This window comes from uncultured Shewanella sp., assembly GCF_947501225.1.
Lineage (GTDB): Bacteria > Pseudomonadota > Gammaproteobacteria > Enterobacterales > Shewanellaceae > Shewanella.
Map to the genome: position 1 here is coordinate 679,917 of NZ_CANMUW010000001.1, position 17,661 is coordinate 697,577.

The following is a 17,661-nucleotide window of genomic DNA, read 5'->3' on the forward strand; positions in this document are numbered from 1 at the left end:
GGATGTTTTTTTACTTTGCATTGTATTAGCCGAGTTTGTTCTTCATTACTGCATAATAGAGTACGGGGATCACAACCAGAGTCAGTAAGGTTGAGATCATGATGCCAAAGATCAGGCTGATAGCGAGCCCGTTAAATATTGGGTCGTCGATAATAAACAGGGCGCCAATCATGGCCGCGAGCGCCGTCAACATAATCGGTTTTGCTCTGACTGCGCCGGAGTGGATCACGGCCTGCTCGAAGGGGACTCCGGCTGCGGTTTCCTTGTTGATAAAGTCCACCAGTAAGATAGAGTTTCTAACGATTATCCCTGCAAGAGCTATCATTCCTATCATAGATGGAGCGGTAAAATGCGCCCCTAACAGTGCGTGTCCGGGCATTACACCTACAACGGTCAGCGGGATGGGGGCCATGATGATGAGTGGCACTGTGTAGGATCTGAATTGACCGACCACCAAAAGATAGATAGCTATCATTCCTACACCGTAGGCTATGCCCATATCCCTGAATGTTTCGTAGGTAATTTTCCATTCGCCATCCCACAGGACTGCGATACTGTCCAGACCGGAGGGTTGAGTTATGTAGTGCTGCTCGAAGCCTAAGCCGTCTTCTGAATCTATCCGGGCTGCCATTTCAAACATGCCGTATAAGGGGCTGTCTAACTTTCCGGCCATATCGGCAACAACCATCACCATAGGGATCATATTCTTGTGAATGATAGGGGCGTCTATCTTACCCTTAGAGATATTCACCAACTCAGATACCGGGACTGAGTTTCCGTTGCTGCCCAGTAGCTTCAGATTAAGTACCTGTTCAAGATCTACCTTGGCCGGTTCGGTTAGCTGTAAACGGATCGGCGTTGGCTGCTTCTGCTGCTCTTTTAACAGGTAACTCATATCCTTCCCACCGACAGAGGTGGCAATAAGATCGACTATATTTGAATAGGGGACTCCCAGGAGACTCGCTTTACTCCTGTCGATGAAAACCTGCCATTTCTGTTGTGCAGCAGGCAGGAAGATGTCGATATCTACCACATCGTCGGTTTCATGAAACAGTGCCTGTAGTTGGTATGCCGCCTTTTCACGAATGGCTTCGCTCGGTCCATAGACTTCGGCCAGAATAGGTGACCAGACCGGTGGTCCGGGTGGGACTTCGACCACCTTGATATTGGCATTAAACTGTTTACCTATCTCTTGCAGCGGGCCGCGAACAGATTGTGCGATACTGTGACTGTCTCTCTCTCTGTGTTTCTTGTCCAAAAGGTTTACCTGAATATCGCCAAGCTCCTGAGACTCTCTTAAGAAGTAGTGTCTGACTAACCCGTTGAAGTTCATCGGCGCATTGGTGCCGGCATAGAGTTGATAGTTTTCAACCTCTTCGACTGTAGCCAGGTGCCGGCCCAGAGCCTGTAGAACACGCTGTGTCTGCTCAACCGGTGTTCCTTCCGGCATATCCACCATCACCTGAAATTCCGATTTATTGTCCAGCGGCAACATTTTAAGGATAACCAGCTGTCCTATCGGTAGCGCGGTCGCGATACCTATTAATACAAATATGGCACCGGCTAGACCTATACGCGCCTTACGGGCCTGTTTACCCTGTACGAAGGGGCCAATAAGTTTAGTAAACAGTGTTAACATCATGTTGCTCTGCTCAGGCTGTTCACTTACAGGCTCTGCTGTGGTGGTATCAGGTGAAGCGGGCTGAACATTACGTTTGAGTAGCTTACGGCTTAACCATGGCGTGATGATAAATGCTACCGCCAGAGATATCAGCATCCCCATGCTTGCATTGATTGGAATTGGCGCCATATAGGGCCCCATCAGACCGGATACAAATGCCATTGGCAACAAAGCGGCTATAACGGTAAAGGTTGCCAAAATGGTGGGACTTCCCACCTCGTCCACGGCCACCGGAATCAACTCTTTAAATGTTTGTTTGCCCATCGCCATGTGCCGATGAATATTTTCGACTACCACGATGGCATCGTCGACTAAAATACCGATAGAGAAGATGAGGGCGAACAGGGATATTCTGTTGAGGGTAAATCCCCAAGCCCAGGAGGCAAACAGCGTAGTGGCTAAGGTGATGATTATCGCTATACCTACGACCAGGGCCTCTCGGGTTCCCATCGTCAACAAGACTAAGAGTACGACTGCAGATGTTGCAAAAATTAACTTAAATATTAGGGTATTGGCTTTGTTTCCCGCTGTTTCTCCATAGTTTCTCGATACCGTTACCTCGACATTGTCCGGTACTAAGATATTTTGAACCCGTTCGATACGCTGTAAAATTTGATCGGCAATATCGACGGCATTTTCACCCGGTTGCTTTCCTATTGCCAGAGTCACGGCTGGGTAGATATCATCTTTATCTCCGTGCCAGACGCTTTTTAGCGGAATGTCGGCCTTTAGGGTTATCTGGGCTACATCACTGAGGTAGATAGGGGCGCTCTGTCCATCGCTGTCCTGGTAAACGGAGATGACGAGCTGTTTCACATCATCTGCAGTTTGTAAAAATTGGCCAGCCTGTACCTTTATCTCCTGGTTGCCCTGTACAAGAGAGGCGGGCATAGAGATATGATTGTTTGAGCGCAAACTCTGAGCAATCGCATCATAGGTGAGACCGTAATAGTTCAATTTAATCGGGTCGATGCGAACGTTAAGTACGAGTTCATGTGAACCTAAGGTGTATACTTCACGCGTACCGGGGATACGCTTTAGCTCCGTTTCCAGCCCATGAGCGACATGGGTCAACTGTTCTGCCGATACCGCCTCTTTTGACCACAATGTAAGGCTGACAATAGGAACATCATCTATGCCGCGAGGTTTAATGAGAGGCTCACCCACCCCGGCACCCGAAGGAAGCTTATCGAGATTTGAATAGATCTGGTTATAGAGTTTTACAATGGCTTCATTACGTGGGATCCCCACTTCAAAGATAGCGATGATGAGAGCACCATCAGGCTGTGAAAATGAGTACAGAGTGTCGATTCCCTTGATCTCTGATATCACCTGTTCGGCGGGAAGTGTGACCAGGCTTTCAACCTGCGCCGGTGTTGCTCCCGGGAAGGGGATGAAAACATCGGCAAAGGTCACATCTATTTGGGGCTCCTCCTCTTTTGGTGTCACTATGACGGCGAATAAGCCCAGCAGTAATCCAAGTAATGCCAATAGGGGGGTGATGGCGCTAAGTTGAAAAGCGGCTGCTATCTTGCCCGATATGCCTAAGGTTGAATGGGCTGTATTCGAATCCGGCGGAGTCGTGTTTTGCGTATTATTCATCTCTTTATTCCGCCTTCTGATGCTTAAGTGCCTGGTATGCGTCGCCGGCAATCACATCGCCTGCCTTTAGTCCCGCTAAGATCTCTACATTTTTACCCTGGTAACTGCCTAACCTCACTTGATTGAGTACAAAGTCATCCCCCTGCTTGAGATATACGGCACTGAGCTCGTTTTGTTTCAGCAGGGCGGAGCTTGGTATCAACATACTGGAGCGTGTACCGGCACTGAACCTGGCTTTCGCCCACATTCCCGGCATCAGTCCGGGTTCATTTTCGGGTAGGTCTATTCTCACCTTATAACTGTGACTCTGAGGGTCGGCAAATGAGAAGATGGTAAGGGAGTCTGAGGTAAACTGACGTCCATCACTGAGTGTGACGATAAATTCAGGATGCTGTTTCAATGCCGCGATATAGCGCTGGGGGACATGAGTGATGGCCCGCATCTGTGACATAGAGAAACCAGAGAAAAGTGGCTGGCCGGGACTCACCGTTTCGCCCTGTTCTACATGTCTTTTGGTGACAATTCCGGAGAATGGGGCATTGACTACCGTATATTTTAGCGATTCGGTGGCCTGAATGATGCGAGCCTTCGCGCCTCGAACGGCTTCCTGAGCCGATTCGGCATTGGCTATCGCCTCATCCATCGCACCTTGCGATATTGCTCCCTTTGGAAATAGTGCCTCATAGCGGCTTCTCTGTAGCTGCGCCTCATTATAACGGGCCATCGCCTTGGCATAGTCAGCTTCTGCTCCAGCAAGCCCGGCTCCCTGCTCTTTACTGGTAATTTCGAGTAATGATGCACCCTCTTCGACGATATCATTTATATCGTAATTGAGTTTAATTATTCGTCCGGAGGTTTGTGCCGATACCGTGGCGGCTTTGACGGCTTCAAGTTTTGAATCCAGCTCTATCCACTTAGTCTGTTTGCTGTCAACGACACTTAATGTCTCGATTGATGTTGCATGCAGTTGAGTGCTTACCATAGATAGACAGATAAAAAGTGCAGGGAAGAGAGAGCCAGTCTTTTGAATATGCATAATAAGTTCACCAAAAAAGTCCATAAGATTATTCTAATGGATGGTGTTTTATGATGCAACCTTTAAATTAGAAAAAAATAATGGAATAATTCAGTGACAAAAAAAGGAGTCGGTGACTCCTCATTCGGTTGGGTAGGACTCAGTCACTTAAATAGTAGGTCAATGTTGATACAACCCGTACTCTTTTGATGAAGGGGGTATTGCTGTCCCGGTCGGTAATACTGAACTGACCCTGTGAGGCATTCTTTATCTTCCCCAGTGTCGAGTTGGAGTCTTTGGCAAATTTATCTGCGACTTTACGTGCATTTTGTGTGGCGGCTTGGACCATATCGGGTTTCACGCTGTTGAGTTCGGTAAACAGAAACTCGGTCCGGCTGTTGTAGTCCTGATCGGATATTGCAATCCCGTCTTTAGCCAACTCAATTAATTTAGTGCGGCTGTTCAGTAGTAGGTCGACCTGTTTAGTGTAGAGTGAGATCGTGACCTTGGCGGCGTAGCGGTACTTTACATTCGGATCGACATAACCTTGAGCCTGCCTGTCTTCGATTGAGGGGAGCGAGGTTGAGATCTCATCGGCTTTAAAGCCCTGCTTGGTCAGAAAGAGTACGACCTTATCCGTTTTCTCCTGAACGGTTTGATATAGGGTGTTCAGGTTATTATCGACTTCGGTAAATCTAATTGGCCAGATGGCGATGTTGGCTTTAACTTCCTGTTCGGCAAGCCCTTTTACGGTGACGGTGCGCTCCATAGACTTCATCTTGAGAAGGCTCTGACCTACTGTGTTACCGAGAAGAATGAGACCCAGGCAGAGAAATCCCCCTAATATAAAAGCCGCGATTTGATTGTTTTTTTGCATGATAAATTTTCGAGAAAACGGGGTTGTCCCGACATATTACCCCTTTTCTCGCCAAGGTCTACGATTAAACCTGTCACTGTTGGTTATATCAGGCGAGTATGGGTTGCCAGAGTTCAACTTTATTACCGTCAGGGTCGATAAACCAGCCGAATCGACCAAATTCAGACTCTTCGGTCACACTGATGACTTCGGCGCCGCCGGTATGAACTTGATCCAGAGCTTCATCGAGATCATCGACAATGAGATTGAACATGAAGTGTTTTTCTGAGGGAGAAAGGTAGTCGTTACCATTTTCTATGGGTGACCAGACACTGTAGCCGTTGCGGGAGAAAGGGGAGAGGTTATCTAAATAGAAAGCGGCTCCTCCCCAGGGTTCAACAGGAAGCTGCAGGTGTTCTTTGTACCAACTTGCTAATGCTTGGGGATCGTCACTCTTGAAGAATATACCACCCAATCCTACGACTCTGGCCATATCGTTTCTTGTCTGATGTGTTATATGACTAACTGTAGGAAACATTTCGGGAAAGTACAAAAAAGCCGCATCTTGACTGCGGCTTTTTATTTCAGGCTTAATTAAAGTCCGGATTTAGAACTTGTAGCTGTACTGAACACCATATAATACGGCGTTTGCACGTGTTGTACCATTGACTTGTGCAACCCAAGGAAGTTGTCCGCCGTCCAGAGGTGGCAGCAGCTGTGTCTCTGTTACTGCAACATCTTCACCCATGAGGTAAGTGATACCAAAATCGATCACTGAGTGCTTACTCATGTTGTAGCTCAGGCCAGCAGAGAACCATTGACGGTTGGAGTCAGGAATCGCGATAGACTTGATCTCATCGACGGCACCCATGTCGTACATGTAACCGGCGCGGATACTCCAGCTGTCGTCGATGTCATAGGTTCCACCTAAAGAGAGGTGCCATGTATCACGCCAGTTATACTCTTTGATTGTCCCGAATGCATCAGTATCTAAGGTATCGAAGGCGCTCCACTGGATAAACTGGGCTGAGTAGTGAAGGGCAAATTGATTGGTCAACTGATGAAAGCCTGAGAACTCTGCCATTGCTGGCAGTGGCAGGTGTAAGGTGTCATCCGCAGCGCTTTGACCCAGGTACTGAAAGTCACCATCGGCTTCGATGGTCGGGCTGTAGCGGTAGCTTAAACCAAATCTGTGGTTATCGTTTACTTCGTAAACTGCACCTACATGCCACCCCAGGCCATAGCCTTCGGCGCTGACATCCAGCATAGTGTTTCCATGGAACTTACGCTTAAGGTCGCCGGTGCCTGAGATCACATCCAGGCCCGCACCTACACTGAACTGTTCATTGATACGGTAAGAGACGCTACCTTGAATGTTCACGCTACGAACCTTGGTCTGACCGCCAAAGATATCGGCAGCAAAGTCATCGGCATACTCAGTGGTCGTTCCGAAATTAGAGTAGGCGCCGAAACCGATTGCCCACTTGTCATTGAGAGGATGAACGATGAAGATATTAGGAACCAGGCTGGCACCACCAATATCAGAAACATCCGGAATGGCTTGTGGGTTAGAACTCCCTAGAGGTGCCAGAGAGTATTGAGCGTCGGATAAGCTGACATCGGTATCTATGTAGGTCATACCTAAGCTGATAGCCGTGCTATCAAACAATGCCATTGCGGCCGGGTTTCGTGCCATGGCCGAAGCATTATCGGCAATAACAGCATCACCGGCAAAGGCGCGGCCTAGTCCGGTAGCCGATTGACTGTTTAGTTGGAATCCTGCTGCCATAGCTTGTGAGCTCGCAAGTGTCACGGCAACGGCTAATATTGTCTTGTTGAAGTACTTCATCTTTATCTTCTCTTTTATTTTAACGGTCCCACTTTTTTTGGGGCTAACAAATTGAGTTAGCTGCAGGATCCACTTATTAGACCAGTGCATCTTAGGGATGCATTAGCTTGCCAACAACTCCGACCAGATGTTGTTTTAGTTGCTAAAATGTTAATAAAAAAGAGGTTTGAAATAGAGATTTTTTGGCTGGTTCTGAATGCCTTGCTCAAGCGCCTATCCACAGTAAGATTAAGGGATTAGCGGTATTCAGGGAAAGGTTAACACTATGTAAAATCCCGCCGTTAATAAAAAATAAAAAGAGCTGAAAAAATAGCGTACGCGTGTACGCTATTTTTGTTTTCGCTGTTCTGAAAGCCTTATTTTTACAGCTTATAACTTTGAAGTAAATACTCTAAACTGTGCCTTTATCACATCGTTTGGAGCCGATATCTTACTGACGATTACCCCGGTGAATGTTGCGAAAACAAATCCGGGTAAGATCTCATATAGCTCGAAAATTCCACCCGATATCTGCTTCCAGACAACAACGGTCAAAGCACCTACGATAATCGTTGCCACGGCGCCGTTGCGGCTATAGCCTTTCCAGAAAAGGGATAATATGACTACCGGACCAAATGCTGCACCGAAACCAGCCCAGGCATAGCTGACAAGCCCGAGCACGCTACTTTCCGGATTCAAGGCTACAATACCTGCTATGAGTGCGATAGTGAGTACGCCGATTCGACCGACCAGCATCAACTCTTTACTCGTAGCCTCGGGTCGTAACCACTTCTTATAGAAGTCTTCGGTGATGACGCTGGAGCATACCAGAAGCTGGGAGTCGATGGTGCTCATGATGGCAGATAGAATTGCGGCAATCAGCAGGCCGCCAATCCAGGGATTAAAGGCGGCATGAGCCAGATGAATAAACACAGTTTCGGGATTGGCCAGCGGCTCATTGGCAAAGTAGAGGGTACCGGCGAGGCCTGTGGCTAGAGCACCGATAAGTGCAACAATCATCCAGCTCATCGCGATGCGGCGGGATATCGCAATATCATCGGCACTGCCGATCGCCATGAAGCGAGACAGAATGTGTGGTTGACCAAAATAACCAAGCCCCCAGGCCAGCAGGGATACGAGACCTATCAGCGTGGTACTTTCATGGAACATAGACAACATGGCGGGATCCAGCGTATCGATACCATTTTGTGTCTCAGGTTGAGAGAAGATGGCGACCGGCACAATCAGCAACGCGATGAGCATTAAGCAGCCCTGAAAAAAGTCGGTCCAACTTACTGCAAAGAAGCCACCGACAAAGGTGTATGCGACAATGATAGTTGAGCCGATAATGAGTGCTAATGTGTAATCTAATCCGAATACTTTTTCGAATAGAATCGCGCCACCGACCATGCCCGATGAAGCATAAAAGGTGAAGAATAGTAAGATAGTGACCGCAGAAACAAGTTTCAGCAGGCCATGTTTATCTTCGAAGCGCTTCTCGAAAAAGTCCGGTAGAGTAAGCGCATTATCGGTAAATTCGGTGTAGATACGCAGACGTTTAGCCACGAAGAGCCAGTTCAGCCAGGCACCAAAAACTAAACCTATACCGATCCAAGCTTCGCCAAGGCCACCAAGGTATACTGCTCCGGGGAGACCCAGCAGAAGCCAACCTGACATGTCTGAAGCGCCGACACTGAGTGCCGTCACGGCTGGGCCCATGCCTCTGCCACCGAGAATATAGTCATCGACAGAGTCAGTTGCTTTATAGGCCCATAGTCCTATCCCCATCATTAGGGCCAGATAGCCGATGAAGGTAATTAAGATCGGTAGTTCAATGCTCATGCTTGTGCCATTTTTGCTAATTTTTTAAATGCGGGGGAGCTATGCTAGCAGATGTTTGATATGAAGCTCAATATTGTTGGGGAGTGTGATGAATGTTTGACTCTGTGGCGATAGTTTCACCACAGAGTGTACATGGAGCAAAGTTGCTTATATAAAGGTCTGTTTGATCTCTTCCTTTACGTAACCAAGGTCTGCGGTATCTTCACCGACCAGAAGCATATAAGCTTTATCTGTGGCAAAACCTTTACCTATGTAGTTATTATCTGCAAATGCTTCATCTAATACCATGCGGTCTTCCAGCGGTACTATAAACAGGGTCACCTTACCGCCGTGTTCCCCCTGCATGACTAAGTGCAGGCTTTTCACGCCCTGGAAGTCACAGTCTGTACTGTAAAAGACCCTACCGGGTTGCTTGACAAACTTGGCGTCTCCAAGCGTGCCCATGGCCGCCAGTTGAAAGTTTACTTCATCCACACCGATATTATCATCGACGGTCAGTGCCATGGTTTCATGATAAACATGAGCAAGGGCATGTTCACCCAGATCGACAGGGGCCATCCTTAGCAGGGTGAAACTGACGCCGGCGATAAATGCCACTGAGGCAACAAGAGCCAGCATAAAGCCTGATTTACGACGTTGAGCCTGATGTTGATGAAGTTGTTGGTTTAAGAGTAATTTAGCTGCCAGGTCATCGGGAACATCGACTTTCAGTGCTCTTTCGATTTTGCTATCGAGCTTTTTCAGATCGTTGACAAAGGACTCTCGCTCGGGGGAATCGAGCATCGCAGAGAGAAAGTCCTCATCTTGACAGTTGGGTTCTCCGTAGGCCTGTCTTCTAAATTTAAGCTCATCCATTGGATTGACCTCTTGCTTTTGGTTGTTCAATAACATCTTTTAACTGGTTCCGCGCACGAAAGAGTCTGGTCATCACTGTATTTCTGTTCAAATCTAAAATCGTCGCTATCTCTTCGCCGCTAAAACCGCCGATGACCTGCAAAAGTAGTGGTTCACGATATTCAAGTTCTAATTTGCCAATCTGCCTACGGATTAAGTGCTGGTCAGTTTTGTCTTCGGAGCTGCTGGAGAACACATCTTCGAGATGCTCCTGCTCTACATCAGAGTAATTGAACTGCTTACGTTCAAATCTGCGTGCATTTTCTCGTCTCAAAATGGTGATAAGCCAGGCTTTGGCTGCCTTATCGTCCTTCAATGACTCGAGTGAACGCCACGCTCTGAGGAACGTTTCCTGAGTGATATCTTCCGCAACATGTTTATCGCCGCTAAGCCAGTAGGCATAACGGAATATGTCTGCATGGAGTGCCCTGACAAGGCTATCGTATCGTCGTTGTTTACTTAGCATGTCTGAATTGACCGTGGAACCGGACTTTTTATTTCGCGAGCGACTGAACATTTTTGAAATCTGTGATCCAACAATACCCGCTAGCTTAACCTGCTTGAGCTGAATGGCAAGAAGTTAATAACACGTTAACTTCCTGCCATAGCTTGAGAAAGGGATATTTATCTGGGGTTGAGCTCTGCAAGAGCCGAGCTGGTCTCCTCTGCTGACTGTGAGGGGACAGATTTAACCGCATCTAAGATAACAGTGAAGTCAAGCTCGGTTTGCTGTCGACCAAAAGCGCAAGCCTGTAGAGCAGATACTCCAGTGTTTAGCGCGCTTGAAAGCTGTGATATGTCACTGAGCGTCATGGCTCTTCCATATTTCTCGTTGAAATAGCTTTGAAGAGCCGAGAGCACCTTGCCGGCGTTGCGCTCTTCACAGGACGCGACAAGACGCTCATAGGCTGTAGAAGCTTGTCTGGCCGTCGAGCTTGTTTGTTCAGAGCCGGTGTGACTCATAGCCTTGTTTTGACTAAGGGCTCGACGCCACATTATCAGTGTTACCAGCCAAAGTAGCGCAAATACCAGTGTCATCCATGGCCATATGCCAGAGGTGGTGGGCTGGTTCGTTTCAAGGGGGATGCCGGTTAGCTCCTTATCCGCATTTTCACTGGCGGTGACCTGTATGGTTCGGGCAGGAAGCTTAGCTACCTCTTGCTGCTTAGTGTGAGGGTTCCACCATGGGATAGTTATTTCAGGCAGTGTGTAGCTGCCAACTTTAGTCGGTACTATGGCCAGAGTCTGAGTCAGCTGGGAGACAATTTGTTTATCGCGCACGAATGATTTTCGTTGTCCCTTTTCCGGGTAGACTTTTAATTCCGGCGGTAGCTTGATATCAAGATCCGGAAGGCTGGTCTCGTCGGTATTTGCCGCCAGGAGTGTGATCGTACGTGTGATGGGGGATCCCAGCGGGTAGCTGTCTTCTTGTGTCCACTGCTCATTTAATGCGACAAGGTCTGAGACTAACCACTCTCCATGAAACTCATTGGGTACCGGATTTATTAAAATCACAGATTTCCCCGCTTTGGCCTGCATAGGCTTGCTTTCATTGAATGAAAACATTCCGCCCCGTCTCGATGCCTGAACTAAGACATCACCGGAAAAGTTGGCACCTTCGATGGTTAATTCACCGACCTGATCGGCAATAATGCCATAGGTTCTTTCGATGACCCTGTAACGACGGCCATTGACTATCTCCGTTGTGTCCAGGTCGTCACCGAGTTGTTTTATCTGCGCACCGTCAATAGCCGGCGCACTCAACACACCCCGTTGCAGATCTACCGCGAGAAACAGCTTAACTTTGTAGGTTATCAGTTGTCCGACATAGGCCTCTTCGGTAGACAGGCTGGTTCGAATAAACAGGTTTTTCATCTGTTCAGTTTGGCTACCCGCGGGCATTACAGTTAAGTCAATGGGCTCTGAGCTGACTCCATCTATGGTGAGCGCGGGAATTTGAATGTTCCCGGCGTGTTTTGGCGCAAGAAGTATCTGCCAACGTGTCAGTTTTTGAGCATCGAAATTGATGATCTGTGTGCTGCGACTCACACTGGTTCTGCCTACGATAAAGTCGCGAAGCAGGGCAGAGGTATCGAGCTTTCCTGTGCTGACATCGTCATCGGCATTGACTGTCATTACAAGGTACTCACCTTCCACCGCTGGGTTTCTATCTACAGAGGTTTCAATTTTGCCTATGGCAAAGCTTGGAGATGACACCGATAGCGCGAGTAGCGCCGCAAGAAAGAGTTGTCGTATTACCACTGTTTGTGATCCTTTGAAGAAAAATTGTGCTTATCCACGTTCTGACAGCCCGGTGCTGGAATGAGCCGGCTTAAGGTGCTTGTTACCATTGTTCCTGCTCCTGGGCGGCTATGCCTTGTCGGCGACGTTTTTGGTACTCGAGTTGCATCTTATTACGCAACAAGACCTGAGGGTCATCGGCTAATGCCCTCAGCGCACGCTCCATCTCAGGGGGGAGCTGATCCGGAGTTTGCACCTGTTGAGCAGCACCTTGAGCGGAGGAGGGGGCCTGTGTATCTCCGTCTGCCTCCTGTGGTTGAGCAGCTTCAGCGGGTTGTGGCTCGACATTTTCTTTATCTTCGGCTGAAGCTTGCTGAGACTGATCTAACTGAGGAACATCGGGTTGCTGCTCGTTGGGATCGGCCTGCATTTCGGCATCGTTACTGTTCTCTTGTGAAGAGGAGGCCGGGTCTTGTTGTGAGGATTCAGGATTCGGATTTTGTTTAGTCTCCTGCTCATCTTGAGCTCCGTTGCTCTGTTCGGAATCGTCACCTGATGCAGAGTTTTGCTCTTGTTCAGACTTATCCCCCTTCTGTTGCTGAGAGTTATCACTATTTTCGGAGCCCTCACTCTTATCTGAACCTTGCTCCTGCTCAGATTGCTTCTCATCATCTGAGTTCTTGTCTCTTTCAGAGTTATCTCCCTGACCCGAGTCATTATTCTGCTCTGAGGATTCCTGCTTCTGCTCAGCTAATTTTTTAGCTAACTCCAGATTATCCTCAGCATCGCTGAGCCCGGGATCTTTCTTGATTGCACTCTCATATCGCTCGATGGCCTCGTCATACTTGCCTTGCTGCATCAAGGTATTGCCTTGATTGTAAAGCCCTGCTGCGCTGTTATCCTGCTCAAACAGCCTCAGGGCATCATCATAACTGCCCGCCTTATACAGCGCGCTGGCTTGCCATTGAGGGTCACTGAATTTTTCGGAGGCTGCCTGATAATCCTGTGCCCGGTAGGCCTGCATCCCTTGCTGATCTCTGGTTTGCCAGGCATCGTCCCAGGCTGACGCGGATACGGGGGCCGGTTGATAGACCAGACAGACCAGAGCGAAACAAGCTAAACCATGTCTGAAGCTTAACAGCACGGGGAACAGCAGCAATAACGCAATGAATGGTCCCGCATCTTGCCAGATCTCTCCATCGAGTTCGGTGGCTTTGGTTTCGCCGGTACTGGAGAGCCAGGTAAGGAGTCGTTGTAGATCCTCTCCATCGGCGCGATAGGGAACCAGTATGCCGTCGTTACCCATGGCAAGCTCATTGAGCTCGGCGTAGTTTGTCTTGGCTACGACGACTTGATCTGCGTTATCTCGCAGTAACTGTCCATCCGGAAGGCGTATAGGGGAGCCCTGTTCGCTGCCGAGTGCCAGGATCCCCAGTCGGTATTGAGTACCTTTGAGGATTTTTTTTGCATCTTTAACCTGCCTGGGGGAGACGCCATCAGCCAGCAGTACGATATCACCGCGAATATGTCCGCCTTGGGCGAGCAGGTTTTTACTCTGCTCGAGTGCGTTAACCAGGTTAGAGCCTCTTGATGGCATGATATCCGGCGATAGAGTTGGTAACAGGTTTAACAGGGTGGCTCTGTCACGGGTGAGCGGGCTTATGGTATAGGCATCGCCGGCGTAAGCCACTAGTCCAGTCTCTCCCTCGGTGAGCTCACCTATCAGATCGGTTGCCTTGAACTTGGCTTGGGCCAGGCGGTTGGGAGCCTGATCCGTGGCGAACATAGAGAGTGACATATCCATGACGATGACCCGCCCCTGAGCGGCTTCAAACACCGGCAGTGACTGCTTGGTAAATGCCGGGCCGGCAAGGGCAAACACGGCTATCACCCAGCTTATAGCCAGATAACGGAGTGAGGGGCGCTTAGCAGCCTTTGTTTTTGCTACCAGTAGCTCAGCCAGATGTGCTGAGATATATCGGCTCCAGGAGGAGTTGGCCTGCTCCGTTCGCCACAATAGCCAGATGAGCAGTAGTAACGGCAGCAGGGCAAGAAACCATTCCGGGCGTAAAAAGTGTATCATGTTTAGTTTCTACCCCACTTGCTGCTGAGGCGTTTAAAGAGCGCCAGCTGAGATAATGCAATTAAGACACTGATGAGCAAAGCCGCGCCAAGCGGGAGATAAAACAGTTCCGATTGAGGTCGGTAACTGAGTTGATCCCGACTGATAGGTTCGAGTTTATCTATCTCCTGATATATCGATTCCAACTCTTGAGAGTTTCTGGCCCGAAAGTATCGACCGCCTGTCGTGTCGGCCAGGGATGTCAGCTGAGCCTCATCGAGATCCATAGAGGGGTTGACTCTCTCTTTACCAAACAGGGTTCGCCTCTCCATCACTTCGGCGCCAACACCGATTGTGTAGATTCTTACACCTCGTTTCGCTGCTATCGCAGCGGCTTGCTCCGGTGAAATTGAGCCTGAGTTGTTTGAACCGTCGGTGAGCAAAATTAATATTCGATTACTCTCATCGACCATGTCGAAACGTTTCACGGCTAATGCGATAGCTTCTCCGATTGCGGTTTGCTTACCCACCAGGCCTATTTGTGCCTCATTTAAAAATTGTGCCACAGAGCGTCTGTCTTGAGTGAGGGGGGCCTGCAGATAGGCGTGGTCGGCAAATAGAATCAAACCTAATTTGTCACCTTTTCTACGTTCTATGAAATCACTCACAACCGCCTGGATCATGGTGAAGCGATCGACCGTCTTACCTTCGAGCACCATATCCTCTATCTGCATACTGCCTGACAGGTCGACGGCCATCATCAGATCTCTGCCTTTGCTCGGAAGTTCTATGGGATCCCCCATCCACAGGGGGCGAGCCACAGCGACGACAAGTAGCACCCAGATAAGCCAGTACGCTTTACGTGAGCTATTGTCTTGTTCAATCTGTTGAGCGCCACTTTGTGCGACTCCGGGCAGATGCAGGTGTCCGCTTACCTCATTGACGCTCTGCTGCTTGCGAAAAATGAGGGGAAGCGGTAATAACAACAGCAGCCACGCCCATTGAAGAGTTAGCATTGACTCTCCTCCCTGTTGTGCCGTAAAGCGCTGGCTGTACTTTGCTTAATGGGTAAGGCCTCTTTAAACCATTGAAGCGCCAGTGACTGTAAACTTAACGCTTCATCACCGCTTAAGCCTTCTCTGGTATAACGTCTGTCGAGCAACCTGTGAAGGGGGGCAGCGGTTTGCTTAACCTGAGAGTCCATCCAGATATACCACTGCTTGCCCTCTAATCCGGCGATCTGCTCTCTGGGCAGATAGCTGATCGCAGCGCGTTTGATTAAGGTATTAACCTGCACGCAAAAATCACAGCTGTTTGGATCCAGAGCTTTGAGCTCGGCGATGACGATACGCTTAGGAGCCAACAAGCGGCGTTGTCGCTTAACGAAGAGGAGTATGCCGATAATCGAGATGATTATCAGAGCCAGTAGTATCCAATAGCCATAGGCGATGGGCCATGAGGTGATGACCTCCGGGGGCTGAATATCTTTCAGGGAAGCCAATGCCGGGTTTGTCTTTGCTTCCATTACCTTAATGCCTCGATCTGGTTATTGAGCGTGTTTCCGGCATCTAAGATTCGGGTCTGAACGTTAAGTTTTTGCATCATTTCAGTAAATTGTGCTTGAGAGCGGCGCTGCTTCTTCAGCCAGTCTTCATAGCCGGCACGATTGAGTGTGAGCTCTTTATCTCCCTCTTTGACCGGTAGTCGGAACTGTTTTGGCAGAGCCAGGGTTCCCTGCCTGAGCGGGTCGGTGATTAAGAACGCCCCCATGTCGCAGTGCCGTTTAAGATCAGACAGTGGAGCAAGGCAGGTATCATTAAAGTTAGTGCCATCACTGATGATCCAGATTAACGAGCCCGGCTTAGCTATACGTCTCAAGCGTTGGCAGGCCCTGAAAAGGTGTTCAGGTTCACTACTATGCTCAGATAGCTGACTCAGCTGTCTCTTATGTAAGGATTCAATTCCCGATATCAGTTGCAAAATCCCCTGCTGACGACTCCTGGGTTTTAATTCCAGGTGTTCCTGCTCGGTAGCAATGAGCGCACCTAACCTATCGCCGTGAAGGATGGCACTCCAGCCCAGCGTGGTGGCTAAGTGAGCCGCCTGAACCGATTGAAGCAGTAGGCTTGAACCAAAATAGAGGCTGTGGCTGAGATCGAGAAGGATTAAGATAGGGCGCTCTCTCTCTTCGACAAATAACTTAGTATGCGCCTTGCCGGTTCTTGCCGTTACCCGCCAGTCAATTGTGCGGACATCATCACCTGGTTGATAGTGACGTACCTCAGCAAACTCCATACCACGGCCCTTTATCAGGCTGGCCCTGTGGCCGGAAAGGGCCGCACGAGCCTTAGAGCGCTTCTGTGGAAGTGCTCTGGCGAGATTCTGGCATGCTAAAAGCTCTTTTTGAGTGAGATTTACCCCATCGGCAAAAAGAGGCAGAGCTATATCAGCCATTTATGGTACCGCTACTTGAGAAAGGATGTGACTGATAACCTGATCGCGACTCACACCTTCAGCCTGTGCCTGGTAACTCAGAAGCAGGCGATGTCTTAACACGTTGGGCGCGACAGCCTGAATATCTTCGGGGGAGACAAAGTCTCGCTCATTAAGCCAGGCTCGTGCACGGGCGCATCGTTCCAGCGAGAGTGTTGCACGGGGGCTGACCCCATATTCGAGCCACTTCGCCAGTTCATCACTGTAGCGCTGGGGTTGACGGGTGGCCATGACAATATCGACGATATAATTTTCCAATGGCTCTGCCAGATAGATCTCCAGGGACTCATCCCGTGCTTCAAAAATATCTTTTTGAATAATGGGTTCGACCGAAGGGGATTCCTGCTTGAGCGCCTCTTTACGTGACATCCGCATGATCTCGAACTCGGTATCTGCACTGGGGTAATCGAGATTTAAGTGCATCAGGAAACGATCCAGCTGTGCTTCAGGCAGAGGGTAGGTGCCCTCATTTTCAAGTGGGTTTTGAGTTGCCATTACCAGAAACAGTTCCGGTAATTTATAGCTGTTTTTACCCACGGTAACCTGACCTTCCGCCATAGCTTCGAGCAGTGCCGATTGAACTTTTGCCGGTGCACGGTTTATCTCATCGGCTAGAATAAGGTTGTGAAAAATCGGACCCGCTTCAAATTCAAAGGTGGCCGTTTGTGCACGATAGATATCGGTACCCGTGAGATCGGCAGGTAATAGATCCGGAGTAAATTGAATGCGATGAAAATCACCTTCCACACCGTCGCACAGGGCTTTGACTGCACGGGTCTTGGCCAGACCTGGTGGTCCCTCTACGAGTAAGTGACCATCAGCAATTAAGGCTATTAACAGGTTTTCGGTCAGGACGGGTTGTCCTAAGATGACCTTGTTCAGGTATTCGCGTAACGCGTGAAATCGACTTAAAGGCATGATGCAACTCGGTTAATTTTGATTAGTTTTGTATAGACCATAGATATGGTAAAAAATTCCGTTAGGGTTTGGCTAGTGTCAATGCTTATCTGTGGTGACAATTTGGCAGATTTTACGGCTTCATCTCTGGTTTCTTTGCAGTTCTATTTACGTAGTGCTCCCTTTTAATATGCATAAACACTATGATAAAAATCAAAATATTCTTTATTAAACATTGTTCACAAAGCGT

The 17,661-nt window shown here is 48.8% G+C and carries 14 protein-coding genes; all 14 read right to left on the reverse strand.

Annotated elements, in window-relative coordinates; all coding sequences use genetic code 11:
* Positions 1–25 precede the first annotated feature (25 nt).
* Positions 26–3,283, reverse strand: coding sequence for an efflux RND transporter permease subunit (locus Q1B47_RS02825; protein ID WP_299788288.1), 3,258 nt, complete (start codon positions 3,281–3,283; stop codon positions 26–28).
* Between the two features lie 4 nt (positions 3,284–3,287).
* Positions 3,288–4,319 (reverse strand): efflux RND transporter periplasmic adaptor subunit, encoded by a 1,032-nt coding sequence (locus Q1B47_RS02830; protein WP_299788291.1) that lies wholly within the window; start codon positions 4,317–4,319, stop codon positions 3,288–3,290.
* A 139-nt stretch (positions 4,320–4,458) separates the two neighbouring features.
* Positions 4,459–5,175: an SIMPL domain-containing protein gene (locus tag Q1B47_RS02835; RefSeq protein WP_299788294.1), complete on the reverse strand. Its 717-nt coding sequence runs from the start codon at positions 5,173–5,175 to the stop codon at positions 4,459–4,461.
* 88 nt (positions 5,176–5,263) lie between these two features.
* The gene (locus Q1B47_RS02840; RefSeq protein ID WP_299788297.1) at positions 5,264–5,647 is read right to left on the reverse strand and encodes a VOC family protein; all 384 of its coding nucleotides are present in this window, start codon (positions 5,645–5,647) and stop codon (positions 5,264–5,266) included.
* 114 nt (positions 5,648–5,761) lie between these two features.
* Positions 5,762–7,003 carry an outer membrane protein transport protein gene (locus Q1B47_RS02845; RefSeq protein ID WP_299788299.1) on the reverse strand — a complete coding sequence of 414 codons (1,242 nt, stop codon included), beginning with the start codon at positions 7,001–7,003 and terminating at the stop codon, positions 5,762–5,764.
* Positions 7,004–7,372: 369 nt separating this feature from the next.
* Entirely contained in the window at positions 7,373–8,824 is a 1,452-nt protein-coding gene (gene putP, locus Q1B47_RS02850) for a sodium/proline symporter PutP (protein WP_299788302.1), read from the reverse strand.
* 147 nt (positions 8,825–8,971) lie between these two features.
* Positions 8,972–9,679: a DUF3379 domain-containing protein gene (locus tag Q1B47_RS02855; protein ID WP_299788305.1), complete on the reverse strand. Its 708-nt coding sequence runs from the start codon at positions 9,677–9,679 to the stop codon at positions 8,972–8,974.
* Entirely contained in the window at positions 9,672–10,235 is a 564-nt protein-coding gene (locus Q1B47_RS02860) for a sigma-70 family RNA polymerase sigma factor (RefSeq protein ID WP_299788308.1), read from the reverse strand. Before Q1B47_RS02860 ends, Q1B47_RS02855 begins: the two co-directional genes overlap by 8 nt.
* Before the next feature lie 107 nt (positions 10,236–10,342).
* Positions 10,343–11,980, reverse strand: a complete 1,638-nt coding sequence (locus Q1B47_RS02865) for a BatD family protein (protein ID WP_299788311.1) — start codon at positions 11,978–11,980, stop codon at positions 10,343–10,345.
* 82 nt (positions 11,981–12,062) lie between these two features.
* Positions 12,063–14,042, reverse strand: a complete 1,980-nt coding sequence (locus Q1B47_RS02870) for a VWA domain-containing protein (protein ID WP_299788314.1) — start codon at positions 14,040–14,042, stop codon at positions 12,063–12,065.
* A 2-nt stretch (positions 14,043–14,044) separates the two neighbouring features.
* A complete protein-coding gene (locus tag Q1B47_RS02875) occupies positions 14,045–15,037 on the reverse strand; it encodes a VWA domain-containing protein (RefSeq protein ID WP_299788317.1) in 993 nt (330 codons plus the stop codon).
* Positions 15,031–15,546 (reverse strand): DUF4381 domain-containing protein, encoded by a 516-nt coding sequence (locus tag Q1B47_RS02880; protein ID WP_299788320.1) that lies wholly within the window; start codon positions 15,544–15,546, stop codon positions 15,031–15,033. Before Q1B47_RS02880 ends, Q1B47_RS02875 begins: the two co-directional genes overlap by 7 nt.
* Positions 15,546–16,475 carry a DUF58 domain-containing protein gene (locus tag Q1B47_RS02885; RefSeq protein ID WP_299788323.1) on the reverse strand — a complete coding sequence of 310 codons (930 nt, stop codon included), beginning with the start codon at positions 16,473–16,475 and terminating at the stop codon, positions 15,546–15,548. Before Q1B47_RS02885 ends, Q1B47_RS02880 begins: the two co-directional genes overlap by 1 nt.
* Entirely contained in the window at positions 16,476–17,432 is a 957-nt protein-coding gene (locus Q1B47_RS02890; protein WP_299788326.1) for a MoxR family ATPase, read from the reverse strand. It abuts the gene before it with no gap.
* Positions 17,433–17,661 lie beyond the last annotated feature (229 nt).